Consider the following 23,963-nt stretch of genomic DNA (forward strand, 5'->3'; position numbering starts at 1 on the left):
GCGTCAGAATCCGAGGCAACTCGGACGAATGCCCAGATGCCGTCGAACCATCGACCATCGTAGCCAGCAGCAGAATACGGTGCTCAACCCTGTCGCCGTGGCCGCCCCGACGGCCCCGAAGGTCGGAACGAGCGCAAGTATCATCGCGACATTCAGCGCGGCGCTCAAGGCGAAGGCGCGGGCGGAAGCCGCGGTGTGCTCGGTCATGTTCAGCAGGACGCCGACCGGTCCGGCAAGTGCGCAAAGGAGCTGGGCCAGGGCCAGGATGCGGAGGCTCATCGTGCCTCCGGCGAACGCCTCGCCGTAGAAATGCCGCAGCAGGAACCCGGCCCCAGCGATGGCGACTGTCGCCAGTACCGCAGCTACCAGGAACACGTAGCGGGCAGACGTCGTTGCCAATGCCTGCAACTGGCCTGTCTCGCCCCTGCTGTGCAGTTGCGCAATGCGTGGGCCTATCGCGATGTTCACGACCGCGAGAAAGAAGGAAACCAGTTCCGCCGCGCGGGCCGCCACCGCGTAAATGCCCGCTTCGTGCGTCCCCTTGATCGCACCGAGCAGGATTAGGTCCGTGCGGCTGTTCACCAGGAAGAGGGCGTTGAGCCACATGAACGGAAGCGCCTGGGAAATCCGGTCGCTCCTGACCTCGCCAAGGGAGGGCTGCCGCAAGGCTCGCAACTGGTAGGCATTCATGGCGAGCGGCAGCAGCGCGGCCAGGCCGGAGATCACCATGAGCTCGCTGACCGAAACGCTCCCTCGCCCTAGCCAAAGCGCGCCGGCCGCCACGACGATGGCCAACGGCGCCAGCAGCAACTGTGGCCATTGGCTCCGTACGATCCAGCCGTGTGCCTGCAGCAACGACTGGCGGACACCGCTGAGGTTGGTGAGCCAGGGCACCGGGGCGGCCAGGAGGAAAAGCCAGCGAGCGTCGGCCGCGTCCGGGAGCAACCAGCCGCCTGCGAGGAGCATCGCGGCCAATGCGCCGCTCAGGTGGATGCGCCGGTCGGCCCAGCGGAGCAGCGCCCGGCCTTGTTGCGGAGAGCGGGCGCCTTCCCTCACAAGGTAACCCGGTATGCCGAGGCTTGCAGGAATCGTTACTACGGCGACCCATGAGAGCAGGTAGGCATAAAGGCCGTAGCCCTGCGGACCCAGCGAACGGGCGAATACGAGGCTGGAGAGGAAGGCCACGCCCATGGCCCCTACCTTTACCGCGGCGGTTCCCGCCACGGAACGACGGAGCGTGCCGGTTCCGACGGCGGCGCGGATCCGCCTGGCAATGCCGCTCACCGGTTCATCCCCTGCATTGGGCGCACGACCTGCAACCTTCTCGTCAAGGCAACTGGGAACGAAGTGCGGCTATGTCCGCATCCAGGCGGCCACCGACGTTCAGTGATTGCAGTCCCTCCAGCGCCTGGCGTGCATCGCCGGATCGCCCCTGGCTCAGGAGCATGCGCACCAAGGTGATCCGGTAGGCCGGCTCCGCCGGCTGCGTTTCGACCGCGTCAGCGGTCATACGCCTTCCGAGCTCATGGTCTCCCAGGACATTCCAGGCATAGTCACCGTACATCGCGAGCACTCGCGCCGAGGGGCGAGGGTGCGAGATCGCCGCGAGGAAAGCCTGTACCATGCGGCCCTTCGGCAGGTCGCACAACCGTTCGACCTGGCATTTGGTCAACGCGCCGAGCGAGCTTTCATCCTGCACCCCCGGCTTGCGTGCCTTGAGCTTCGCGACAATGCTGTCCCACCAGCTGCCCTTGAGCGGCCGGTGTATGCGGGCATTCATGAAGATCAGCGCCTGCTCGGGAAGGATCGAGGAGTCCGGTAGGTTCATGGCTCGCTCGAGAGGCGCGTATGCCAGTTGCGTGAAAGGCGACTGGGGGTCGTAGTGCGACAGGATGATGTAGGTACGACCCAGCTCGTACTGGGCGCGTGGAGACTCGGGAGCTCGCGCGGCGAGCTCCTCGGCAAGACGAAGCGGGCTTCCCCACGCGTAGGCGGAGAGGGCGGTCTCCGCCATCCAGAACACGAGCAGTCCGGCCATCAACGCGTAGCGGAGCAAAGGCATGGGCAGCGGATCGTGGGCACCGCCGGGCGTCGTCGCGCGAGGACTTTCGTGCGCCAATCGGCCTGGCGCAGCGAGCAATGGCACGATTGCCAGGAGCAGCCCGAGGCTGGCGAAATAGTTGCGGTGTTCGTACACCAGCTCCAGCGGGAGGATCGTCCCGGTCAGCAGGTGGCAACCCAGGTATAGCGCCAAGCCGAGCGCCACCAGCGGCCGTCGTCGCCTAAACCAGAAGATGGCGCCTGCCATCAGCACAAGCACGACCATGCTGGCGAGCGTGCTCCACGGGGTGAGAAGACCGGTCGAGACCTTGAAGTCGTCGTGGTAGAAGGACAACGCTTCGGGCGTAGGCAACAGGCTCCAGACGATGTAATCCACCACGATGCGCGCCTCGCTGAACAGCCGCTCCGAGAGCGTGAAGTCGCGTGTCGCAAACGCAGCAGGCGACAGGATGCGCGGCAGCATCCAGGCCAGACCTATCGCCAGAGGGATGGCCAGGATGCACGTGAACAGCAGCGGCACCCGCGCGTCCTTTTCCGGCGACAGGGACGTGCGCTGGAAGCGGAGCATCACCCATTCGATCAGGCATGCGTACAACGGCAGCATCACCGCCGTTTCCTTGGCCAACAGGCCGAGGATTGCCGGGACCGTGACGCTGGCAGCGCACAGCAGCAGGCCACGGCCGCCGGCCATCATGCGCTGGCGGCCGGCGACGTAGCCCAGCAGCCCGAGTAGCACGAAAGCGTTGGCCATACTCTCCATGCGTTGCACGACATAAAGCACGCCCGTGAGATTGATCGGAAGAACCATCCAGGCGGTCGCAACCAGGGCGGCGAGCAGACCGTCCCGGTCGAGCCCTTGGGGCGAGATCCTGGGCATCGGTCCGGGTAGCACGGAGGAATCCCCAAGGGGAAACAGGCGTCGCGCGAGCAGGAAAACCAGCAGGCCGTTCAGCAGATGGATGAGCAGGTTGGTGACCTTCATCCAGTAGGGATCGAGGCCCGAGAGCAGGTAGTTCGCCGCAAAGCTCAACGAGGCCAAGGGTCGCTTGAACTCGCTGGAAGGGGACGAAAGGGCGGCGCGCACGAGGCTGGACACGCTCGCCTCGGCCGGCTGCACGCCACGATTGTCGACGATGTTTGGGTAGTCGTCGAACAGCCAACCGCCCGTCAGGCCCGCCCGATACACGATGACGACGAGTAGGAAGGCCAGCCCCATCAGGACCCAGGTGCGTCCGGATGCTCGCATGGGGGCTTCGCTTGAAGAAGTCATTCGGTCCTTGCCTTACCTATACCCGCCTTTGCAGTGTACCGCGCGGCACACGCCTGGCCGGCGGTTGCGCCACCATTACCGATGCCCGCCATCGAACCGCGGTGCGGCCTGGAGCGGATCGGCAGGGTTGGCCGTTCGAGTTGTCCAGGCGCTGCCGGGACGCATCTCCTCCCCGCCAGAGGGAATAGGTGAGGCCGTTGGATTCGGTTGAGCTTGTGACGCCGGTACGCCGCTCGCGAACCCTGTCCCTGCCACGCCGGTGTCCGGTGGGTAGAGGGCACCGGTCCCGCCCGATCGCTGCTTCTCCGCGGCGTCCTCGCGGAGCGTGGCGTGCAAACGATCCATCTCGCGATCCCAGTATCCCTGCCGCCGGAGTACCCATGCATGCACGCGCGCCATGCCGAGGGGGGGGCGGTAGGCGTTCGGACCATCTGCCGATGCTTCGTAGTGGGCCAGGTGTGCCAGTCCGAGTTCCGGGTAGCCAGAGGCGCCCAGCAATGCCGCTTGCTGAAGTGCCGCCTCGATACGTACCTGACGATCCAGTGCCCCGTTGAAATCGGACAACGCCTTATCGGGATAGCCTCGCATCAGGTCGATGCGGCCCTGCAGGTGCTTCAGCTCCTGCGCATGGCTAGGTAAGGCCATGATTGTTTCGTTTGCGCTGGCAGCCGCCTGCAGGGTAGCCAGGTTCGAAAGGTTCAATTCCGGGCAGGGTGGCCGGCTTGTCTGCTCCAGCGCCCGTTCGAACCAGTGTTCGAGAAGGGTACCGGTATTCCGGCTCGTCCGCAGCGATCGGGCGGCCGCCTCCATGCTGCTGTCGCTGATATGCCCCGACTGACACTCCGCGGCCAGCAGGTTCAGGGACAGCTGAATCTCGTCGGGGGCTTGCGCCAGGGCGTCACGGAGACGGGCGGTCGCCCGCTCGGGGCGCCCGGCGGCCATCTCTGCCTGTGCCGCGTAAGCCTGGGCGCGGGGCGAGGAAGGATTCAGCCTTGCCCACAACAGGGCCTGGTCGTGCGTGTTGCCCCACAACGCCGCCCGGGCGTACGTCATGCTCGCCAGGCCAGCGATGAGCACCAGTGTCAGGGCGGCCTTGAACCGCCCTCTGGCGGGCTGCTCCAGGTCGTCGGAACGGCGGGCGGACCCGCCTGGCGTCTGGTTCGCATCGCATAGCCAGAGGGCAAGGGGCCAAAACATCACGATGGCCGGCAGGTAATTCCGGTGCTCGAAAAAGAGTTCGAGCGCAACCGTGCTGGACTCGATCGACTGCGCGACGAAGAAAAAAAGGATGGCCAGCGCCAGCGCGGGCAAGCGTCGGCGCAACGCAACGGCGGCGACGACCAGGCCCGTGATCGCCAGCAGCGCCGGCAGGGTGCTGATCGGCGACCACCATCCAGTCGATGCATGGATCTGGTCGTTGAACAGCCCGGGAGTGAACGGGCGCGGCAGCCAGAGAAGGTCGAGATAGTCGAGCAGAACCCGCGGCTCGGTGAGCAGTCGCTGCGTCAGCAACCAAGGCCTTGCCGCGGAGATGCCATGGGCGATTCCCCTCCATCCCACATACAAGAGGTACGCGGCAATGGCCGCAGAGGGAATGGCGGCCAGCACGAACATGAGCCGACCGTAAAGCGGGTTCGTGCGCTCTGCGGACGGACTTTGGAACGTCCAGGGGCGCAGGAATGAGTACTCGATCGTCAAGGCCAGGGCCGGGAGCAAGGCGCCGTTGGCTTTGCTCAGCGTGGCTAGCAGCGTGCAGAAGCCGAGGCCCCATACAAGCCAGAGCACCCCTGGGACCAAGGCCCCGCGCTGGAGCCGCTTGCGCCCGCGAAGCCAGCCGAGCAGGCCCGCCAGCGTGAACAACGTCGGAAGCATCGCTTCGCGCTGGACGACGTACAGCGTCGTCGATACGAAAAGCGGGTGAAGCAACCAGAAGGCGGCGCCCAGGCCTGCAGCCGCGTCGACGCGGCGCGCCCTGTCGGGCATGAAAGGGCCGCCTTCGCTGCCCAGACGCCGCAGCAACAGGAACAGCAGCAATCCATTGAGCAAGTGCAGGAAGAGATTTGTGCGCTTGAACGGCAGGGCGGGGGCGGGCCAGTCGCGCGCATCCAGGAGGAAGCTAAGGAGTGCGACGGGGCGACCGGTCGGGTCGGCATAGCCGCTTGTGACGAAGCGCCAGAACGTGGCGGCGTCGTCGACCGGGCCCGTCTGGCCCAACGCCGGCAGATTGGCGAAGTCGTCGAACAGGAACGTGCCGGACAGCCCGGGGCGGTAGACGAGCCAGCCCATCACCAGCACCAAGGCAAAGCCGATTGCGCATTTGAACTTGGTGTGATCCATGGCGCCTCAAAAAAAAAACAGGGCCGCACGTGGCGGCCCTGGCTTTGCTGCATCCGGCCTGTCGCTTACTGGCGGCAGGAGGACGGGAGGTACTTGGATTCCAGCGTCGTGGAGCTGCAGGTCCACGAAATGCTGCCGGCGCTGGTCATGGCCGACAGGATCAGGATGTCGCTGTTGATCTTGTCGTTGGCCTTCTGCGGCGCGGTGTTGCTGTAGGTGACCTGGATCTGGCCGGGCGTGGTGCCGATGTTCACTTCGGACACGTAGTTGCCCGTGATGCTGGCGGCAGAAGCAATGCCAGCCGATTCGTTCGCCTGCGGGAAGTGGCCCTTGTTGTTGTAGAACTCGCTCATCGCGGTCTTCGCGCCATCGGCGAGGCTCATGCCCTCGGAGACCTGCGAGCGGATGGTGTAATCCTGGTAGGCCGGGATGGCGATGGCGGCCAGGATGGCGATGATCGCGACCACGATCATCAGCTCGATCAGGGTGAAGCCTTTCTGCAGATTCTTCTTCATGGTGGTTCCTCTGTTTTGCTGGTTAGCTAACCGTTTTGTTGCCCCCTGAGCCCCGGTCCCGGATCCCCCTAGGCGGAATCGGACCCCACATGCGCGGTCAGGAACGACCAGGAAGCTCGCGGTGTACGAAGCAGTTTGCGTGCCACGCCCACTGCTCCGTTATTGCCGCATAGCTGTAGGCGGGGCGATTGTGCACGTCGTCACGAATGTCTACAACCTGTGTGCCTGCCGTAGTGCCCGGTTGAAGAAGCGTGACGCCGGCAACATCTGACGGGCTGCCTAAAAGCGGCATGTAGTGCCCAAGTTTGTCAGCCAGGCGTCTCCGGTCGTCAACGACGGCATGCCGATGGGAGGTATTTGCCGGGTAGCGTCGTGCCGGCGCCACTGCAGGTCCAGGCGATGCTTCCGCTGTAGGTGATCGGCGAAAGCACGAGCGCGACGTTGTGAATTTGGTCGTTGGCCTTGGGCCCTTGGAAAGCGACCTCGATCCTGCCGCCTGTCACGTCGACGCTCGACACGTAGCTGCCCTTGATCGAGGTCGCCGTCGCCAGGCCTGCCGAGGCATTGGTCTGCGGAAAGTGGCCCTTGTTCGATACAAAATCCCAAACGGCCGCCTTGGCCCCGGTAGACAGGCTTACCCCCTCTGTCACCTGTGCCCGGATGGTGTAATCCTGATAGGCCGGGATGGCGATGGCGGCGAGGATGGCGATGATCGCGACCACGATCATCAGTTCGATCAAAGTGAAACCGTGCGCGACCTTTGTGCGCTGCATGGTGGAACTCCCCTGTGATGGACGCGTAAACGAGGCAGATTCCATACCAAGATATCCGCACTGCATGTGACGCACCGCACGCAGCCGTATGTGGGATGCCTTCCTTGCGTCCCCGTGTGCCTCCCCGTACCGTCATCCGCTGATCAACCGAAAGGGAATGCCATGAAGCCGCTGTTCGTCGCGCTTGCACTGGGCCTGCTCGCCACACCGGCGCTGGCCGTCGACCTGGAAACCCACGCCCCGCACCCGTTCAACGTGCGCGATTTGGTGATGATGGAGCGCGTCAGCGACCCGCAGCTGTCGCCCGACGGCCGGTACGCCGCCTTCGGTGTGCGCAGCACCGATTACGCCGCCAACAAAGGCGTCAACGCGATCTACGTGCTGGACCTGAAGAAGGGTGGCGAGCCGGTCAAGGTGGCGGACAAGGGCAGCTCCGCGCGCTGGTCGGCCGACGGGCACAGCCTCTATTACATGGCCTCGGCCAACGGCGTCTCGCAGTTGTGGCGGCTGGACTTCGGTGCGGGCGACAAGCTCGACTTCGCCGGGCACAAGGCCGCGGTACAAGTCAGCCGCGGTTCGCTGGACCTGGGCGGCTACAGGCTCTCGCCGGACGGCAAGAGCGTGCTGCTTTCCTACGAGGTCTACACCGACTGCGCGGACCTGGCGTGCACCAAGGAGCGCATCGACGGCCGCGAGAAGAACAAGGCCACCGGCACCGTCTACGACAAGCTGTTCGTGCGCCACTGGGACACCTGGGCCAACGGTCGCCGCAACCAGTTGTACGCCGCCCGCTTCGACGCCCAGGGCATGCTGCCGGCCGAGCCGACGCTGCTCAGCCGCGGCATCGATGGCGACATCCCGAGCAAGCCCTTCGGCGATGAGAGCGAGTTCGCGTTTTCGCCGGACGGCAGCACGGTGTATTTCGACGTGCGCATCGCCGGTACCAGCGAACCGTGGTCGACCAACTTCGATCTCTACCGCGTGCCCGCCGACGGCTCGGCCGCGCCGCAGAACCTGACCGAGGCGAACAAGGCGTGGGACGCGAACCCGGTGCCGTCGCCGGACGGCAAGACGCTGTACTACCTGGCGATGAAGGAGCCGGGTTTCGAAGCTGACCGCTTCGCGATCATGGCGATGGACCTGCAGAGCGGCGCCACGCGCGAGATCGATCCGCAATGGGATCGCTCGGCCGGCGCGCTCACGATCGCCGACGATGGCAAGACGCTCTACGCCAGTGCCGACGACGAGGGCCAGCATCCGTTGTTCGCCATCGATGCGGCCAGCGGCAAGGTCACCAAGCTGGTGGGCGAAGGTTCGGTGGGCGGCTACTCGCTGGAAGGCGGCAAGTTGCTGCTGGCGCGCGACGACCTCAAGCGTCCGGTCGACCTGTACCTGGCCGACGCCAACGGCCGCGGCCTCAGGCAGGTCACGCACTACAACGCCGAGCGGCTGAAGAATGCGAAGACCGGCGACTTCGAATTCTTCACCTTCAAGGGCTGGAACAACGAAACCGTGCAGGGCTACGTCGTCAAGCCGGTGGGCTACAAGCGCGGCCGGAAGTACCCGGTCGCCTTCATCATCCACGGTGGCCCGCAGGGCGCGATGACCAACGACTGGAGTTATCGCTGGAACCCGCAGACCTACGCGGGGCAGGGCTTTGCGGTGGTGACCGTGAACTTCCACGGCTCGACCGGCTACGGCCAGGCGTTCACCGATTCGATCTCGGGCGACTGGGGCGGCAAGCCGCTGGAAGATCTCAAGGCCGGCTGGAAGGCTGCGCTGGATAAGTACAGCTTTCTTGATGGCGACAACGCCTGCGCGCTGGGCGCCAGCTACGGCGGCTACATGGTGTACTGGATGGCAGGCGTGTGGAACCAGCCGTGGAAATGCCTGGTCGACCACGATGGCGTGTTCGACGCGCGGATGATGTATTACGCCACCGAAGAACTGTGGTTCGAGGAGAAGGAGAACGGCGGCACGCAGTTCGACCATCCGCAGAACTACGAGCGCTTCAACCCGATCAACCACGTCAAGGACTGGCGCGTGCCGATGCTGGTGGTCCACAGCGGGAACGATTTCCGCATCCCGATCACCCAGGGCCTGGGCGCCTTCACCGCGTTGCAGCGCCAGGGCATCCCGAGCGAGTTCCTGACCTTCCCGGACGAGAACCACTGGGTGCTCAAGCCGCAGAACAGCGTGATGTGGCATGAGACGGTGAATGCGTGGTTGAAGCGGTGGACGTCGGGGAGTGGCGGGAGCGCCACCACCCATTGATCCATCCCAGCGGCGGCCTTCGGGCCGCCGTTGTCTTGTGTGCTTGGCGGGTTGCGTATGGTGGTCGCGCACAGGTGCGCTTATAGCCACTTCACCCGCTTCAGCCAGGTGTAGATCCCGCCCACCACGCCAACCACCAGCACGATCATCAGCGGATACGCCCACGGCTTGTCCAGCTCAGGCATGTGGGTGAAGTTCATGCCGTACCAGCTGGTGATCAGGGTAGGCGCGGCAAGCAGCGCGGCGTAGCCGGCCAGGCGCTTCATGACTTCGTTCTGGCCGAAGGTGACCAGCGAGAGGTTGACGTTGATCGCGGCGGCCAGCATCTCGCGCATGGCGCTGATCGACTCGTTGACGCGCGTCACGTGGTCGTAGACGTCGCGGAAATAGGGCCGCAACTCATCGGGAATCAGTTGCGGGTGCATGCGCACCAACTGGTTAGTGATGTCCTGGAGTGGAGCGACCGCCAGGCGCAGCGTGGTCAGGTCGCGCTGCATGTCGTACAGGCGGCGCACCGTACTGCGCTTGAATGTCTCCGCGAAGATATCCGCCTCGAGGCGGTGCAACTCTTCGCGGAAATCTCGAACGATCGGGAGCATGTTGTCGACGATGAAGTCAAGCACACCGTACAAGCCATAGCTCGGACCGTTTTGCATAAGTTCGTGCGCCTGCTCGCAGCTGCGGCGGGCCGGTGCGTAGGAGAGCGAGGCCCCGTGGCGGACGGTCAGCAGGTAGCGCTCTCCAAAGAAGATCTGCGTCTCGCCGAACGCCATGCTGCCGTCGACCACCTGGGCGGTCTGCACCACAAGGAAGAGCGAGTCCCCATAGGCCTCAAGCTTGGTGCGTTGGTGCGCCTTGTGCGCGTCCTCGACGGCCAGGTCGTGCAGGCCGAATTCTTCCTGCAGCTTCAGCAGCAGGGGAGCATCGGGCTCATGCAGTCCTAGCCAGACGAAGGTGCCCGGCTCTTGCAGTACATCGCTGATGGCATCCAGGTCGATGGCTCCGATGCGGGAGCCATCATCCCGGTAGGCCACGCAATTCACTACGGAGTTGTTGTGGGGAGTAGGCATCGGCAAATAGTAAGCGCAGCCATGGAAGGTTGGCATCGACTATGAGCACGGGAGTGCTGGCGAGTTATGCAATGATGCGCCGGTTGAGGGGGAACTGTGATGCGTGCAAACGAATACCGGCTGGGTTACAGGCCGGACCTGGAAGGCTTGCGTGCGGTTGCCATCCTGCTGGTAGTCGCGGCGCACGCAGGGGTTCCATGGCTGGCCGGTGGATTCGTGGGCGTGGACGTTTTCTTCGTCCTCTCCGGTTATCTGATTACCGGTCTGCTGCTCCGCGAGTTGGCGGAGGCTGGCAGGGTTCGCTTGAGCGACTTTTACGTTCGCAGGCTTAGGCGGCTTCTGCCGGGGCTTTTGACGATGCTGCTCGTCGTGAGTTTGCTGGCAGTGCTTCTGTTGGCGCCAACCGACCAGCAGAAACAGGCCACCGCCGCGGCGAGCGCCGCATTCTGGCTCAGCAATGTCCACTTTGCCTTTGGCCGTCTCGATTATTTCTCGAGCGGCGCGGAAGCCAGCCTCTTCCTGCACACATGGTCGCTCGGCGTGGAGGAACAGTTCTACTTGTTGTGGCCGGCACTGCTGGTGGGACTGGCTGGGCGCTTCGGAGGGGAAGGGCTGGAAGGAGCTCGGCGTCGTCTGATCCTCGGGATGGGTATCGTCGTAGCCGCCAGCCTTATCGCCTGCATCGCTCTGACTTACGCCTCGCCGCGGCTGGCGTTTTACCTGATGCCGTTGCGAGCCTGGCAATTTGCAGCCGGCGCGCTTGTCTGGCTGTGTTTCAAGGCCCCCGCCAATGGGGTGACCGCTTGGAAGGGGGCCTGGCTGGGCAAGGTCGGCTGGGTCGGGCTGGCGGCCATCCTTGGGTCGGCCTTGTTGCTCTCTCCCAACACGCCCTACCCCGGTGGGTGGGCCGTAATGCCGACCGTAGGGGCGACGGCCCTCATCGCGGCTGGCGTGTGCCAGACACGTGTCTCGCGAGTGCTTGGCTGGCGCCCGCTACAGGCTTTGGGCCACATCTCCTATCCGTGGTACCTGTGGCATTGGCCCTTGCTGCTGCTCGCCCACACCTTGTACCCCACCAACGGTGCAGTCGTACGGATATCCGCCATTGCAGCTTCCCTGGTGCTGGCTGTGACTTCGCACCTGTGGGTGGAGACGCCCACGAGGCATCGGTCCATATGGTTGGCCAGGCCACGCATGACCATTGCGGTGGCATTGGGGGTGATGGGGCTTGCGGGCATCATGTGCTTGCGCTGGTACAACCATGCCTCGGATCTGTCGCGAAGCCCGCAGTACAGGCGGCTCGCGGACGCACACGCGGATGCGCCGATCATTTACCGCATGGGTTGCGACGACTGGTACTCAAGCGACAGGCTCCGCGTTTGCGGGTTCGGTGCGCATCAGGCCCACCACACGGCGGTGCTCTTTGGCGATAGCGTGGCCGGGCAATGGTTTCCGGCGGCCGCACGTGCGTACAGCAAACCGGACTGGCGCCTGCTGGTCATCACCAAGTCGTCTTGCCCAATGGTGGACGAGCCCATCTTCTACGAGCGCATCGGTCGGATGTACGACGAGTGCTCGATCTGGCGCAAACGTGCACTTGAGTACCTGGTCCAGTTGAAACCTGACGTGGTCATTCTGGGCTCGGTATCTACGTACGCGCTCACCGCCCGCCAATGGGTCGAAGGGACGGCAAGAGTCCTTGCCCCCTTGGCCTCCGCCAAAGGACAGGTCTATCTGCTGCGCAGTACCCCGCATCTGCCGTTCGATGGCCCGGATTGTCTGGCGGCCCGCCAGGGGCGACCTGAATGGCTAGGAGCGTTCGGAACCTGCTCTGCCCCCGGGACTGATCGGACAAACGATGCAGTTTACGGCTGGCTACAGGAAGCCGCTCGACCTTATCCAAACGTATCCGTGATTGACCTCAACGCACGCGTCTGTCCGCACGGGGTGTGTGACGCCCAGCTCGGCGGATTGATCGTCTTCCGGGACGCGCAGCACATGACGGCAAGTTTCGCCGAATCGCTTGCACCAGCCTTTTCAGCTGAACTCGAGCAGAAGGCCTTTGCCGGCAATTAACCTTTCGTAACTCCACGCGTGTTGCGGAGTGCCGCCGCCATCGCCAGCCACACCGGCAGCGCGAACAGCAGCCAAAGCTGGTTCTGCTGAACGGTGCCGGGAAGGAGGTGCAGCAGCACGGCAGCCAACAGGGCGAACAGCTGCAGCAGGAGCGTGGCATCGGCCAGGCGCGAGGCGGGCAGGCCGCGCCTCGCGCGCCACGCGGATGGCAGCAGGGCCAGCGCGAGCGGGTTGAACAGCAGCAGGTTGGCGTTGGCCCACGCGGCGTGGTGGGTGGTCAGCAGCCACAGGATGAGCAGTCCGATCCCGGCCAGCCCCGCGAACACAAGGTAGAGCGCGGCGAGCACGGTGAAGCCGGTGGGCCAGAAGCGGCGGGCGAGCAGCAGGATGGCGGCTGCAACCAGGCCGGCCAGGGCCAGCGGCAGGCGCAGGTCGGGTGCGGTGGCCGGCGGGGTGTCCAGGCGGTTGGGCGAGACCAGTTCGCCGGCGGTCACCAGCGGATGCGCGCCTTGCGGCCCGCTAATCGTCGCCGTGGCCAGCTGGTTCGAAAGCACGCCGGGGAGGAAGCTTTCCTGCCAGGCGTTGAGCGGCTGGTCGGCGTACGGTCCGAGTCCGAGGTCGAGCAGCAGCATCAGCCAGGGCTGGGCGCTCATCAGGCGGGCCGTCTGCTGGCGATAGGTCATGCCGCCGGGACGTGCGCTGAGCTGGGCCTTCAGCACGCCGCCGAGCGCGCGGTCCAATGCATCGCGCACGCGGGTGGTGCAGTTGTCGACGTAGTAGTCGTAGTCGTAGCGCGCGTTTTCCGGGCGCAGGTTCCACAGCAGGAAATCGCGCAGCGCGGAAGCCTGCTTCGGGGTGAAATCCAGGCGCTGGCGGGTGACCGAGCGGCCTGCCTGTACGTACCAGTCCTCGTCCTGCGTGGTCGGCGCGGCGTCCATCAGGTAGTGCATGCGGCCGCGCGCGAAATTGAGCAGGAAGCCGCTTTCGTCGAAATCGAATACACCGTAGTTGAAGTTGTACGCCTCGCCGCTGACCGAATCCCGCAGCTCGATGGCATCGTGGCCGAAGCGCTCCCAGTAGGTGTCGCCAGGACCGTAGGTGACCAGCGAGACTTCGAGGTTGGCACCCGGGGCGTTGGCGACACCGGCGTGGGCGGGAAGGGCGAAGGCGAGCGCGAGCAACAGGCACAGCCAGATTCCGCCGATGCAGGAGCGAACCCCTCGCGCGACCGGGGAATTGCGGGGCTTGCGGTCGCGCACGGGGTGCGCGCCTGCAAGAAGGGCCTCAGCCATCGGTCGGCTGCCGGTTCACGCGGAACTGTTGCACGCGCCGGTCGTCGGCTTCGGTGACGATGAAGAGGTAGCCGCCGAACACCACTTCCTCGCCCACTTCCGGCAGATGGCCGAATTCGGCGGTCGCCATGCCGCCGACGGTGTCGAATTCCTCGTCGGAGAAGCTTGCGCCGGTATCTTCGTTGAAGTCGGCGATCGGGGTGAGCGCGCTGACCATCCAGCCGCCGCCGGGCAGCTCGTGCATGAGGCTGGGCTCGTCCTCGTCGTCGTGCTCGTCATCGATCTCGCCGACGATCTGCTCAAGCACATCCTCGATGGTGATGAGGCCGGCGACGCCGCCGTATTCGTCCACCACCAGCGCCATGTGGTTGCGCGATCGGCGGAACTCGGCCAGCAGCACGTTCAGGCGCATCGACTCGGGTATCAGCACCGCGGGGCGCAGCAGCAGCCCGAGGTCGAAACCTTCGCCGTTGCCGAAATACTTAAGCAGGTCCTTCGCCAGCAGGATGCCGATGATCTCGTCCTTGTCCTCGCCGTGCACGGGGAAGCGCGAATGGCCCGATTCGACCACCTTGGCCAGGATGTCGTGCAGCGAGGCTTCGGCCGCGATCATCACGATCTGCGCGCGCGGGACCATGACGTCGTCCACGCTGAGTTCGGTGACCTTGAGCGCACCCTCGACCATGGTGAGGGTGTCGTTGGAGAGCAGGCCGTTGGCCTGGGCGGCGCGCAGCTCCTCGATCAGTTCGTCGCGGTTGCGCGGTTCGCCGGAAAACAGGTGGCCCAGGCGGTCCCACCAGGAGCGGTGGGGGGCCGGGCCGTTGGTACTGCCAGGGTCGTCGTTCATCAACTCGGGTGGGAGCGCGCCGTGGAAGGGCGGAAAGCCGGAGTCTAGCGGAAAAAGCGTGGGGATTCAGGGCACAAGCGGGCGGGTGCCAATCCCCTTGTGGGAGTGCCGGCGCCAAGCGTGGTCCTCGTTCAAGCGTTCGGGGCCGGTCTTGCTAGCAGCGCCCCTAGGGCGCGACTGTCTTCTCAGCGGCCGCCGAGGCACGAGCTGGGAGCGCGGTCGCGCCCAAGGGCGCTCCCATGGCGGCCAAGCCGAGGGGACTACTGCGGCGCGTAAGGATCGGCGATGCCCAAGCCTGCCAGGATGCGCCTTTCCAGCGCCTCCATCGCCTCGGCCTCGGCGTTCTCGATGTGGTCGTAGCCGAGCAGGTGCAGCGTGCCGTGGACGGTAAGGTGGGCCCAATGGTCGCGCGGCTTCTTGCCCTGTTCGCCCGCTTCGCGCGCGACCACCGGGGCGCAGATGGCCAGGTCGCCGATCAGCGGCAGGTCCACGCCGGGCGGCAGTTCGGCGGGAAAGGAGAGCACGTTGGTGGCGTAGTCCTTGCCGCGGTAGTCGCGATTGAGCGCCCGGCCCTCGCCAGTATCGACGAGGCGGATGGCGACCTCGGCCGGCTTGCGCCGCCTGGCGCCGCGAAGTGCCGCCGTCACCCACTGGCGAAAGCTGGCCGGCGAGGGTAGCCCTGCGCGTGGAACTGCATAGCTGACGGATATCTGGTGGACGGCGGGGATATCGGTTTTTGCGCGCGAGGCCATGGCACTCACGCCGCGCCGCCCTTTTTCCCCGCGGGCTGTTCTTCGCTGGCAGCCTCGAACGCCTCGTAGGCCCGCACGATCTTGGCCACCAGCGGATGGCGAACCACGTCGCGCGAGGTGAAAAAGGTAAAGCTGATGCCGTCGACGCCGCGCAACACCTCGATCGCGTGGCGCAGGCCCGAACGGACATGGCGCGGCAGGTCTATCTGGCTCACGTCGCCGGTGATCACCGCGACCGAACCGAAGCCGATGCGGGTGAGGAACATCTTCATCTGCTCGACCGTGGTGTTCTGTGCTTCGTCGAGAATCACGTACGAATCGTTGAGCGTGCGGCCGCGCATGTAGGCGAGCGGCGCGATCTCGATGACGTTGCGTTCCATCAGCTTGGCGACCTTCTCGAAGCCGAGCATCTCGTACAACGCGTCGTAGAGCGGACGCAGGTACGGATCGACCTTCTGGCTGAGGTCGCCCGGAAGGAAGCCCAGCTTCTCGCCGGCTTCCACCGCCGGACGCACCAGCAGCAGGCGTTGCGCGCGGTTGGCCTCCAGCGCCTCGACGGCGCTGGCCACCGCCAGGTAGGTCTTGCCGGTGCCGGCCGGACCCACGCCGAAGTTGATGTCGTGGGTGGCGATCGCGTGCAGGTAGCGCGCCTGGCTCGGGCCGCGCCCCTTGATCACGCCACGCTTGACCTTGATCGCCACCTCCTGCGCACCCTCGGCGGCTTCGTCGACCATCGCGTCGATGCCCGATTCGGCCAGTTGCAGGTTGATCTGCGCGCCGGTGAGCGTCTCTTTCTCGGTGGTGGCGTAAAGCGCGCGAAGCACTTTTTCGGCGGCGCGGGCGGGGGCCTCTTCGCCGATCACCTTGAACAGGTTCCCGCGATGGTCGATCTCCACGCCCAGGCGCAGCTCGATCTGGCGCAGGTGTTCGTCGAACGGCCCGCACAGGTTGGCCAGCCGGGCGTTGTCTTCCGGGTCGAGGGCGAAGTCGCGTTCGTTGAGGCCGTTGGTCATGGGGATGTGCGAAGGGGGCTGGGAGTGAGCCTTCTCCCTCAGGAGAAGGTGCCGACAGGCGGGTGAGGGTTCGTCCGGAGCGCTTCGCTCGAGCTTGCCGCAAGGGTTGAACCCCTCCCGCGTCAGGCAACGACGGCTTCCTCGGCCAGGTGCACGCGCCCACGCAGCGAGTTGGTCATGGCTTCGGTGATCCGGACGTCGACGAACTGGCCGATCAAACGGGCATTCCCAGGGAAGTTAACGAAGCGCATGTTCTCAGTGCGGCCGGTGAGCTCGTTCGGGTTCTTGCGGCTGGGCTTTTCGACCAGTACCCGCTGCACGGTGCCGACCATGGCCTCGTTGATCAGGCGCGCGTGGTCGTTGATCTTCGCCTGCAGCCGTGACAGGCGTGCGTGCTTGACCTCCGAAGGCGTGTCGTCTGCGAGGTTCGCCGCCGGCGTGCCGGGGCGGGCGGAGAAGATGAAGGAGAAGCTCTGGTCGAAGCCGACGTCCTCGATCAGCTTCATGGTCTTCTCGAAATCCTCGTCGGTCTCGCCGGGGAAGCCGACGATGAAGTCGGAGCTGATGCAGATATCCGGCCGCACCGCGCGCAGCTTGCGGATCTTCTGCTTGAACTCGAGCGTGGTGTAGCCGCGCTTCATGGCCGCCAGGATGCGGTCGGAACCGGCCTGCACCGGCAGGTGCAGGAAGTTCGCCAGCTTGGGCACGCTGGCGTAGGCCTCGATCAGCGAGTCGGAAAACTCCAGCGGATGCGAGGTGGTGAAGCGGATGCGGCCGATCGATTCGATCTGCGCGATGGCGTGGATCAGCACGGCGAGGTCGGCGATGCCGCCGTCGTGCATCGGTCCCTGGTAGGCGTTGACGTTCTGGCCCAGCAGGGTGACCTCGCGCACACCCTGTTCGGCCAGCTGCGCCACTTCCACCAGCACGTCGTCGAACGGGCGGCTGATCTCGGTGCCACGGGTGTAGGGCACCACGCAGTAGCTGCAGTACTTGGAACAGCCTTCCATGATCGAGACAAACGCGGTGGGACCTTCGGCGCGCGGCTCGGGCAGGCGGTCGAACTTCTCGATCTCGGGGAAGGAGATGTCCACCTGCGGCTTGCCGGTCTCGCGCTTGGCCTCGATCAGCTCGGGCAGGCGGTGCAACGTCTGCGGGCCGAACACGAGGTCCACGAACGGCGCGCGCTTGATGATCGCCTCGCCTTCCTGCGAGGCCACGCAGCCGCCGACGCCGATCAGCACAGGCTTGCCGCCCTGCTTGTGTTCCTTCCAGCGGCCCAGCTGGCTGAATACCTTCTCCTGCGCCTTCTCGCGGATGGAGCAGGTGTTGATCAGGATCACGTCCGCCTCGGACTCGTCCTGGGTCAACTCCAGGCCGTGCGACGCCTTGAGCACGTCGGCCATCTTGGCCGAGTCGTACTCGTTCATCTGGCAGCCGTGGGTCTTGATGAAAAGCTTGCCGCTCATGGGCGTGGATACCGTGTGCTGGTGCGGCGCGACGTGCGCCGAACCGCGCAGTTTACGCGCGTGGTTCCGCGACTGCCAGTTTGTGGGCTGCATCAAGTACTTGCGGATGAGCGTGTCCCCGGTCGAGCGCCCGTCCGCTTCCTCGTAGGTGCCTCTTTTGGACCGGGCCCCTCGTCCCATCGCCCCCCAAGTGGGGCTCCTGCAGCTTCTTCGTGCGGCGGCGTTTCCTTGCCCGCCCACCTCCCGAAGGAAACGGGGCCTTCAAAGCTTGCCGTTCCGCACGGAACCGCGCGGCGGTGCTGGCTTCCATCCTGTCGTGGGGGCACACTCCGCGCATGTTTGCCGCCGCACGCCAAGGGGAGAGCGCCGGCGTGGCTTGTGGTGCTTTCCCGGGTCGATCGATCCTGTACAGGGTCGCGCTGGCCTGTGCGCTGCTGGCGGGTTTGCTGTGCCTGCCGAGGGCGCATGCCGGGGCGCTCTACCAGTGCACCGGATCGGGCGGAGAGACGGTCTACAGCAGTACTACCGCCGGCTACAGCGCGTGCCGCAAGGTGGCGTCCTTCGCGGACTCCTCTCGCCGGACGGCGCCGGCGCTTACCAGGAAACCCGCCGCCTCGCTGGCGGGCGTGCACGGCTGGGTGCGGACCACGGCGCGACTGGTGTCGTTGGCGGATATCGAGGGCACGGTGGACACCACCGCGCGCACCGTCGACGCGGGCAGATGGAACTACCGCGAGGATCCGGCCGATGCCACGGCCGCGACAGCAGCGGGCAACCGGGTGCTTCGGGGTGCGGTCTATCGCGTGGAGAAGGCGGATGGCTCGGTCGAGTACACCAATCTCGCGCCAGGCGGCGGCAAGGGCCGTGCGGTCACCACCCTGTTCACGTACATCGCCACCTGCGCGGCGTGCAACCTGCACTCGACCATCGACTGGAACCGGGTGCGGCTGAATCTCACCGCCTACGCCGATGCGGTACGTGCCGCCAGCGCGGCATCGGGCGTGGACGAGGCGTTCCTGCGTGCGGTGATCCACGCCGAGAGCGCGTTCAACCCCAATGCGCTCTCACTCAAAGGAGCGCAGGGTCTGATGCAGCTTATGCCCGGTACGGCCAGCGACATGGGCGTGCTCGACGCTTTCGATGCGGCCCAGAACATCCGTGGTGGCGCGCGCTACCTGGCGCAACTGCTGAAGACCTTCGACGGCGATGAGCGGTTGGCGGCGGCGGCCTACAACGCCGGGCCAGGCGCAGTGCTGCACTACAACGGCGTGCCGCCGTTCGCCGAAACGCAGGTCTACGTCAAGCGCGTCGGCGAGCTGCGCCGGCGCTACGGCGCGGCCGTGCACGGTGCGATGACCGCAATGCGAAGCAGCGGCTCACCCTGAGACCGGGTTTCCTGCAGGAGCGTCGGTCTGCCAGGCCGCCGATTCGCTGGAAATCCCGGTCGCGCACAGACGCACTTCTACAGGAAGCGGTCAGCCATCCAGGGTGGTGCGGGTCTGCAGCGGCGGACGGCGGGCGAGGGTGACCTCGGCGTGGAACGGCACACCGTTGCGCAGTCCCGAAACCTCCACCTTGGCCCCGGGCTTGAGCGCGGCCTCGTGCCGGCGCAGGTCGGCCGGGTCCAGGATGTTGTCGGTGCCGATGCGCAAAAGAATGTCATGCGGCTGGATGCCCGCCAGCGCTGCCGGGCCGCCCGGATAGACATCGGTCACCTGCGCCCCGCGCGCCGCGGCGGGCAGGCCGCTGTCGGCGGCCACGGGCACGAAGGCGTAGTCGGCGCCGAGCCACCCGCGCACCACGTGACCGGTGGCGATGATCTGGTCCAGCACGCTCTTGGCGTTACCCACCGGAATCGCGAAGCCGATGCCTTCGGCGTTGGCCTGCCGCCCGATCAGCAGCGTATTGATGCCGACCAGCTCGCCCCGGGCGTTGACCAGCGCGCCACCGGAGTTGCCCAGGTTGATCGCGGCGTCCGTCTGGATGAAGTCTTCAGCGCTGGAGCTGGACAACTGTCGACCGACCGCACTGACGATGCCCATCGTCACCGTCTGGTTGAGCCCCAGCGGATTGCCGATCGCGAGTACCACGTCGCCGGCGCGCAGCGCGTGGCTGTCGGCGATCTTGACCACCGGCAGGTTGCCGGCATCGACCTTGAGTACAGCCAGATCGGTTTCCTCGTCGGCTCCGACCAGCGTGGCCTTGGCGATGCGTCCGTCGTAGAGCAGCACCTGGATGTCGTCGGCGTTGGCAATCACGTGGTTGTTGGTCAGCACATAACCCTTGTCGCTGACGATCACCCCCGAGCCCAGCACCTGCTGCGGGCGCTTGTAGGCCGGGCCGGTGGGCAGGCCACCGAAAAGCCGCTGCAGCACCGGATCGTCGTACATCTGCACGGCCCGTGCGGTGACCATCTTGTTGGCGTAGATGTTCACCACGGAGGGTGCGGCTTTCGCCACGGCGTCGGCGTAGGACACGGGGCCGACGCCCGGCCCGGGAGCGGAAACTTGCGTGGCCGCGGCTTGCTGCGTGGTAGCGGAGGCCTGCGGGGCATGCCCCAGGCCGAAGCGGGTACGCAGGCGGTCCCCGCTGCCGGGCCAGAAAAGCCCGACCACGAAGGCGAGCGCCAGTCCCAGGACGACGAAGCGGGTGATAAAGGCGAGCGCGCCGGCGGCGTTCTTCATGGCTTCAATGGTTTGGATGGGGCCGGACGTGGAGGCGCGCGGGGGAGGTCGCCTCCCTTGTGTGATTGATTGTACGGGCCAGGCCCTGACGCTACACTAACGCGATTTTTGCGGGCCCCCAAACGGGAGCGCGCATCTCAATGGCATTGCATGTACCGGAGAGCCTGATGGCGAACGAAGTCGTCGATCATGGCCGCCGCCGCTTCCTGACAGCGACCACCTCGGTGGTCGGCGCTGTCGGAGTCGTCGCGGTGGCCGTGCCCTTCATCAAGTCCTGGGAGCCGAGCGCCCGCGCCAAGGCAGCCGGTGCGCCGGTCACCGCCGACATCGGCAAGATCGAGCTGGGCCAGAAGGTCGACTACGCGTGGCGCGGCTTGCCCGTGTTCGTGGTGCGCCGTACCAAGGATCAGCTCGCGGTGTTGCCGACGCTGGCGCCTCGCCTGGTCGACCCGAACTCCGAGGTCGAGCAGCAGCCCGCCTACATCAAGGGCCCGGACCGCGCGATCAAGCCCGAGTGGCTGGTGGTGATCGGCATCTGCACCCACCTGGGCTGCGTGCCGGAGTTCTTCCCCCAGATCAAACCCGAGCCGTTCGACCCGAACTGGAAGGGCGGCTTCTTCTGCCCCTGCCACAAGTCGCGCTATGACCTGTCCGGTCGCGTCTTTGCCGGCGTGCCCGCGCCGAAGAACCTGCAGGTGCCGCCGTACCACTTCGTGGACGATACGCACATCCAGATCGGCGTCGATCCCAAGGAGGCCGGCTGATGGCTAACGTATTCACCCGCATGGGCGACTGGGTCAACGAGCGCGCGCCCAACATGATGCCTGCCTACCGCAAGCACATGACCGAGTACTACGCGCCGAAGAATTTCAACCTCTGGTACTACTTCGGTTCGCTGGCGCTGCTGGTGCTGGTCAACCAGATCGTCACCGGCATCTTCCTCACCATGAACTACAAGACCAGCGCGGCGGAAGCCTTCGCGTCGGTCGAGTACATCATGCGCGACGTGGAGTGGGGCTGGCTGATCCGCTACATGCACTCCACCGGCGCGTCGCTGTTCTTCGTGGTGGTGTTCCTGCACATGTTCCGCGGCTTGATGTACGGCTCCTACAAGAAGCCGCGCGAGTTGGTGTGGCTGCTGGGCATGCTGATCTTCCTGGTGCTGATGGCCGAGGCCTTCATGGGCTACGTGCTGCCGTGGGGCAATATGTCCTTCTGGGGCGCCAAGGTGATCATCTCGTTGTTCGGCACGATCCCGGTCATCGGCGGCACGCTGGTGGAGTGGATCATGGGCGACTACCTGCCCGCCGACGCCACGCTCAACCGCTTCTTCGCGCTGCACGTGATCGCGCTGCCGCTGGTATTGCTGCTGCTGGTCGTCCTGCACATCGCCGCGCTGCACGAGGTGGGTTCCAACAACCCCGATGGCGTGGAGATCAAGAAGGGGCCGAAGGGCAACCGCTGGGATGCACTCAAGCCCGCCGACGGCATTCCGTTCCACCCGTACTACACGGTGAAGGATCTGGTTGGCGTGGGCTTCTTCCTGCTGATCGCCGCATTCATCATCTTCTTCGCGCCGACGATGGGTGGCTGGTTCCTGGAGCACGACAACTTCATCCCGGCCAACAACCTGGCCACGCCTGCGCACATCAAGCCGGTGTGGTACTTCACCCCGTTCTACGCGATCCTGCGCATGATCCCGTCGTTCCTCGGGCAGGCCTTCTGGGGCGTGCTGGCGATGTTCGGTGCGATCGCGCTGCTGTTCGCGCTGCCGTGGATCGACGTGGGCAAGGTCAAGTCGATCCGCTATCGCGGTACCGGCTACAAGGTCGCCCTGGGTCTGTTCGTGCTGTCGTTCATTCTGCTCGGCGCGGTCGGCGCCGGTGTCACCGCCGAAGTGATCCCCGAGTGGTTCGGCGATGTGGACGTGACGTTCTGGGAGAACCTGTTCGGCCGCTTCTGGACGCTGGTCTACTTCGGCTATTTCGTGTTCCTGTGGCTGTACACGCGCCTCGGCTGGGAGACGACCAAGCCGGTTCCGGAACGGGTGACCACGCATGACTAAGCGGCAGCTACTGATGAAGCACATTCTCCTTTCGATGACGCTCGTTCTGGGCCTGCTGGTGGGCAGCACCCAGGCCATGGCCGCGGAGGGCGGCGCGGAGCTGCCGTCCGCCGGCGTGAACCTGCGCGACCAGGCGTCGCTGCAGCGCGGCGCACGCCTGTTCTTCAACTACTGCGTGGGTTGCCACTCGCTCAAGTACCAGCGTTACTCGCGCATCGCCGAGGACCTGGGCCTGACCGAGAAAGAGGTGATGGAAAACCTCAACTTCACCGGCGCCAAGTTCGGTGAGCCGGTGATCTCGCACATGCCGGAGGAGCAGGCCCAGCAGTGGTTCGGCAAGGCACCGCCGGATCTTTCGCTCGAAGTCCGCGCCAAAACGGCCGACTGGGTCTACGGTTACCTCAACAGCTTCTACGTCGACCCGAGCCGCCCGGTGGGCTGGAACAACACCGTGTTCCCGAACGCCTCCATGCCGTTCCCGCTGTGGGAGCTGCAAGGCGTGCAGACCGCGGTGAAGAAGCCCGGCAGCGAGGACGTGGAAAAGCTGGAGCTGTCCCAGCCCGGTCGCATGACGCCCGAGCAGTACAAGCAGGCGTCGCGCGACCTGACCAACTTCCTGGCCTACGTCGCCGAGCCGGCCGCACTGCAGCGCCACGCCTACGGCATCTGGGTGATCCTGTTCCTGGCGTTCTTCACCTTGCTGGCCTACGCACTTAAAAAGGAATACTGGAAGGACGTCCACTAAACCGGACCCCAGCCAGCCTCGGATGCGGCGGCCTCAAGCGCCGCCGCATCGCTTATACAAGGGGAGAAAAAGCGCATGGTGCAAAGCGCTCGTTCGCGTACCGTACTGACCCTGTACACCACCGCCGACGACATCCAGTGCCATCGCGCCCGTCTGGTGCTGGCGGCCAAGGGCGTCAGCTACGAGCGTGTGCTGGTCGATCCGGCCAAGCCGCCGGAAGACCTGCTCGACCTCAACCCCTACGGCACCACGCCGACCCTGGTCGATCGCGACCTGACCCTCTACGACACTGCGGTCGTCTGCGAATACCTGGACGAGCGTTATCCGCATCCGCCGCTGATGCCGATCGATCCGCTGTCGCGTGCGCGCTTGCGTCTTGCGACCGTGCGCATCGAGCGCGACTGGCTACCGGAAGTGGACACCATCCGTGCTGGCGGGCGCCCGGCCGACGCCGCGCGCAAACGCCTGCGCGAACACCTGCTTGCGTCGCTGCCGCTGTTCAAGGCTTCCAAGTTTTTCCTCAATCCGGAAATGAGCCTGGTCGATTGCCTGGTTGCACCGGTGGTCTGGCGTTTGCCGTGGCTTGGCGTGGACCTCGGCCGCGAAGGCAAGCCCATCGTCGACTACGGCGAGCGGCTCTTCCACAGCCAGGGCTATGCGCGCAGCCTGACCAACGAAGAGCGGGCGATGCGGCCATGAGCAACGGCGCCCGATGACCGA

At 65.5% G+C, this 23,963-nt stretch carries 19 protein-coding genes; 7 read left to right on the forward strand and 12 right to left on the reverse strand.

The annotated features are described in order from the left end of the window. Nucleotides 1-3 precede the first annotated feature (3 nt). From ACFWZ4_RS09050 to ACFWZ4_RS09070, 5 genes are all read right to left on the reverse strand, one after another. Nucleotides 4-1,284 (reverse strand): flippase, encoded by a 1,281-nt coding sequence (locus ACFWZ4_RS09050; RefSeq protein ID WP_439704364.1) that lies wholly within the window; start codon nt 1,282-1,284, stop codon nt 4-6. A gap of 43 nt (nt 1,285-1,327) precedes the next feature. Then, nucleotides 1,328-3,307 carry a hypothetical protein gene (locus tag ACFWZ4_RS09055; RefSeq protein WP_439704365.1) on the reverse strand — a complete coding sequence of 660 codons (1,980 nt, stop codon included), beginning with the start codon at nt 3,305-3,307 and terminating at the stop codon, nt 1,328-1,330. A 99-nt stretch (nt 3,308-3,406) separates the two neighbouring features. Then, nucleotides 3,407-5,668 (reverse strand): tetratricopeptide repeat protein, encoded by a 2,262-nt coding sequence (locus ACFWZ4_RS09060; RefSeq protein WP_439704366.1) that lies wholly within the window; start codon nt 5,666-5,668, stop codon nt 3,407-3,409. Between the two features lie 65 nt (nt 5,669-5,733). Further along, nucleotides 5,734-6,183, reverse strand: a complete 450-nt coding sequence (locus ACFWZ4_RS09065; RefSeq protein WP_439704367.1) for a pilin — start codon at nt 6,181-6,183, stop codon at nt 5,734-5,736. Nucleotides 6,184-6,512: 329 nt separating this feature from the next. After that, complete coding sequence (locus ACFWZ4_RS09070; protein ID WP_439704368.1) at nt 6,513-6,956, reverse strand: pilin; 444 nt, start codon at nt 6,954-6,956, stop codon at nt 6,513-6,515. A 162-nt stretch (nt 6,957-7,118) separates the two neighbouring features. Between ACFWZ4_RS09070 and ACFWZ4_RS09075 the strand changes: the two genes are divergently transcribed. Further along, complete coding sequence (locus ACFWZ4_RS09075; protein WP_439704369.1) at nt 7,119-9,230, forward strand: prolyl oligopeptidase family serine peptidase; 2,112 nt, start codon at nt 7,119-7,121, stop codon at nt 9,228-9,230. Between the two features lie 80 nt (nt 9,231-9,310). On the opposite strand, the gene ACFWZ4_RS09080 is transcribed toward ACFWZ4_RS09075, so the two are convergent. Then, on the reverse strand, nt 9,311-10,300 hold the full coding sequence (locus tag ACFWZ4_RS09080; RefSeq protein WP_439704370.1) for a magnesium and cobalt transport protein CorA: 990 nt from the start codon (nt 10,298-10,300) through the stop codon (nt 9,311-9,313). Nucleotides 10,301-10,399: 99 nt separating this feature from the next. On the opposite strand from ACFWZ4_RS09080, the gene ACFWZ4_RS09085 reads away from it, so the two are divergent. Then, entirely contained in the window at nt 10,400-12,376 is a 1,977-nt protein-coding gene (locus ACFWZ4_RS09085; protein WP_439704371.1) for an acyltransferase family protein, read from the forward strand. On the opposite strand, the gene ACFWZ4_RS09090 is transcribed toward ACFWZ4_RS09085, so the two are convergent. The 5 genes from ACFWZ4_RS09090 to miaB form a co-directional block, all read right to left on the reverse strand. Continuing rightward, nucleotides 12,373-13,668, reverse strand: coding sequence for a lipoprotein N-acyltransferase Lnb domain-containing protein (locus tag ACFWZ4_RS09090; RefSeq protein ID WP_439704372.1), 1,296 nt, complete (start codon nt 13,666-13,668; stop codon nt 12,373-12,375). The genes ACFWZ4_RS09085 and ACFWZ4_RS09090 overlap by 4 nt on opposite strands. After that, on the reverse strand, nt 13,661-14,515 hold the full coding sequence (locus ACFWZ4_RS09095) for an HlyC/CorC family transporter (protein ID WP_439704373.1): 855 nt from the start codon (nt 14,513-14,515) through the stop codon (nt 13,661-13,663). Before ACFWZ4_RS09095 ends, ACFWZ4_RS09090 begins: the two co-directional genes overlap by 8 nt. Before the next feature lie 260 nt (nt 14,516-14,775). Next, complete coding sequence (ybeY, locus tag ACFWZ4_RS09100; protein WP_439704606.1) at nt 14,776-15,267, reverse strand: rRNA maturation RNase YbeY; 492 nt, start codon at nt 15,265-15,267, stop codon at nt 14,776-14,778. Nucleotides 15,268-15,272: 5 nt separating this feature from the next. After that, complete coding sequence (locus ACFWZ4_RS09105; protein WP_439704374.1) at nt 15,273-16,280, reverse strand: PhoH family protein; 1,008 nt, start codon at nt 16,278-16,280, stop codon at nt 15,273-15,275. 122 nt (nt 16,281-16,402) lie between these two features. Next, entirely contained in the window at nt 16,403-17,749 is a 1,347-nt protein-coding gene (gene miaB / locus ACFWZ4_RS09110) for a tRNA (N6-isopentenyl adenosine(37)-C2)-methylthiotransferase MiaB (RefSeq protein WP_439704375.1), read from the reverse strand. Between the two features lie 335 nt (nt 17,750-18,084). Here miaB and ACFWZ4_RS09115 point away from each other — a divergent pair, with 335 nt between their 5' ends. After that, nucleotides 18,085-19,134, forward strand: a complete 1,050-nt coding sequence (locus tag ACFWZ4_RS09115; protein ID WP_439704376.1) for a lytic transglycosylase domain-containing protein — start codon at nt 18,085-18,087, stop codon at nt 19,132-19,134. Nucleotides 19,135-19,224: 90 nt separating this feature from the next. Here the strand turns inward: ACFWZ4_RS09115 and ACFWZ4_RS09120 are convergent, their stop codons facing one another. Then, nucleotides 19,225-20,433, reverse strand: a complete 1,209-nt coding sequence (locus ACFWZ4_RS09120) for a S1C family serine protease (protein WP_439704377.1) — start codon at nt 20,431-20,433, stop codon at nt 19,225-19,227. A gap of 167 nt (nt 20,434-20,600) precedes the next feature. On the opposite strand from ACFWZ4_RS09120, the gene petA reads away from it, so the two are divergent. The 4 genes from petA to ACFWZ4_RS09140 all read left to right on the forward strand — a co-directional run bounded on the left by petA (nt 20,601) and on the right by ACFWZ4_RS09140 (nt 23,942). Then, entirely contained in the window at nt 20,601-21,197 is a 597-nt protein-coding gene (gene petA / locus ACFWZ4_RS09125; RefSeq protein WP_439704378.1) for a ubiquinol-cytochrome c reductase iron-sulfur subunit, read from the forward strand. After that, a complete protein-coding gene (locus tag ACFWZ4_RS09130) occupies nt 21,197-22,498 on the forward strand; it encodes a cytochrome b (RefSeq protein ID WP_439704379.1) in 1,302 nt (433 codons plus the stop codon). The genes petA and ACFWZ4_RS09130 overlap by 1 nt, the downstream gene beginning before the upstream one ends. A gap of 13 nt (nt 22,499-22,511) precedes the next feature. Then, nucleotides 22,512-23,243, forward strand: coding sequence for a cytochrome c1 (locus ACFWZ4_RS09135; protein ID WP_439704380.1), 732 nt, complete (start codon nt 22,512-22,514; stop codon nt 23,241-23,243). Nucleotides 23,244-23,318: 75 nt separating this feature from the next. Then, complete coding sequence (locus tag ACFWZ4_RS09140) at nt 23,319-23,942, forward strand: glutathione S-transferase N-terminal domain-containing protein (RefSeq protein ID WP_439704381.1); 624 nt, start codon at nt 23,319-23,321, stop codon at nt 23,940-23,942. The last annotated feature ends 21 nt before the right edge of the window (nt 23,943-23,963 follow it).

It is taken from the genome of Frateuria sp. GZRe12 (assembly GCF_051900535.1).
Classification (GTDB): domain Bacteria; phylum Pseudomonadota; class Gammaproteobacteria; order Xanthomonadales; family Rhodanobacteraceae; genus Frateuria_A.

What these genes read in the sequence shown, in the direction of transcription:
- ACFWZ4_RS09085 (WP_439704371.1), top strand. Translation starts at nt 10,400, where the DNA reads ATGCGTGCAAACGAATACCGGCTGGGTTACAGGCCGGACCTGGAAGGC.
- ACFWZ4_RS09140 (WP_439704381.1), top strand. Translation starts at nt 23,319, where the DNA reads ATGGTGCAAAGCGCTCGTTCGCGTACCGTACTGACCCTGTACACCACC.
- ACFWZ4_RS09130 (WP_439704379.1), top strand. Translation starts at nt 21,197, where the DNA reads ATGGCTAACGTATTCACCCGCATGGGCGACTGGGTCAACGAGCGCGCG.
- ACFWZ4_RS09080 (WP_439704370.1), bottom strand. Translation starts at nt 10,300, where the DNA reads ATGCCTACTCCCCACAACAACTCCGTAGTGAATTGCGTGGCCTACCGG.
- ACFWZ4_RS09055 (WP_439704365.1), bottom strand. Translation starts at nt 3,307, where the DNA reads ATGCGAGCATCCGGACGCACCTGGGTCCTGATGGGGCTGGCCTTCCTA.
- miaB (WP_439704375.1), bottom strand. Translation starts at nt 17,749, where the DNA reads ATGAGCGGCAAGCTTTTCATCAAGACCCACGGCTGCCAGATGAACGAG.
- ybeY (WP_439704606.1), bottom strand. Translation starts at nt 15,267, where the DNA reads ATGGCCTCGCGCGCAAAAACCGATATCCCCGCCGTCCACCAGATATCC.
- ACFWZ4_RS09095 (WP_439704373.1), bottom strand. Translation starts at nt 14,515, where the DNA reads ATGAACGACGACCCTGGCAGTACCAACGGCCCGGCCCCCCACCGCTCC.
- ACFWZ4_RS09135 (WP_439704380.1), top strand. Translation starts at nt 22,512, where the DNA reads ATGAAGCACATTCTCCTTTCGATGACGCTCGTTCTGGGCCTGCTGGTG.
- ACFWZ4_RS09065 (WP_439704367.1), bottom strand. Translation starts at nt 6,183, where the DNA reads ATGAAGAAGAATCTGCAGAAAGGCTTCACCCTGATCGAGCTGATGATC.
- ACFWZ4_RS09090 (WP_439704372.1), bottom strand. Translation starts at nt 13,668, where the DNA reads ATGGCTGAGGCCCTTCTTGCAGGCGCGCACCCCGTGCGCGACCGCAAG.
- ACFWZ4_RS09075 (WP_439704369.1), top strand. Translation starts at nt 7,119, where the DNA reads ATGAAGCCGCTGTTCGTCGCGCTTGCACTGGGCCTGCTCGCCACACCG.
- petA (WP_439704378.1), top strand. Translation starts at nt 20,601, where the DNA reads ATGGCGAACGAAGTCGTCGATCATGGCCGCCGCCGCTTCCTGACAGCG.
- ACFWZ4_RS09120 (WP_439704377.1), bottom strand. Translation starts at nt 20,433, where the DNA reads ATGAAGAACGCCGCCGGCGCGCTCGCCTTTATCACCCGCTTCGTCGTC.
- ACFWZ4_RS09115 (WP_439704376.1), top strand. Translation starts at nt 18,085, where the DNA reads ATGTTTGCCGCCGCACGCCAAGGGGAGAGCGCCGGCGTGGCTTGTGGT.
- ACFWZ4_RS09070 (WP_439704368.1), bottom strand. Translation starts at nt 6,956, where the DNA reads ATGCAGCGCACAAAGGTCGCGCACGGTTTCACTTTGATCGAACTGATG.
- ACFWZ4_RS09105 (WP_439704374.1), bottom strand. Translation starts at nt 16,280, where the DNA reads ATGACCAACGGCCTCAACGAACGCGACTTCGCCCTCGACCCGGAAGAC.
- ACFWZ4_RS09060 (WP_439704366.1), bottom strand. Translation starts at nt 5,668, where the DNA reads ATGGATCACACCAAGTTCAAATGCGCAATCGGCTTTGCCTTGGTGCTG.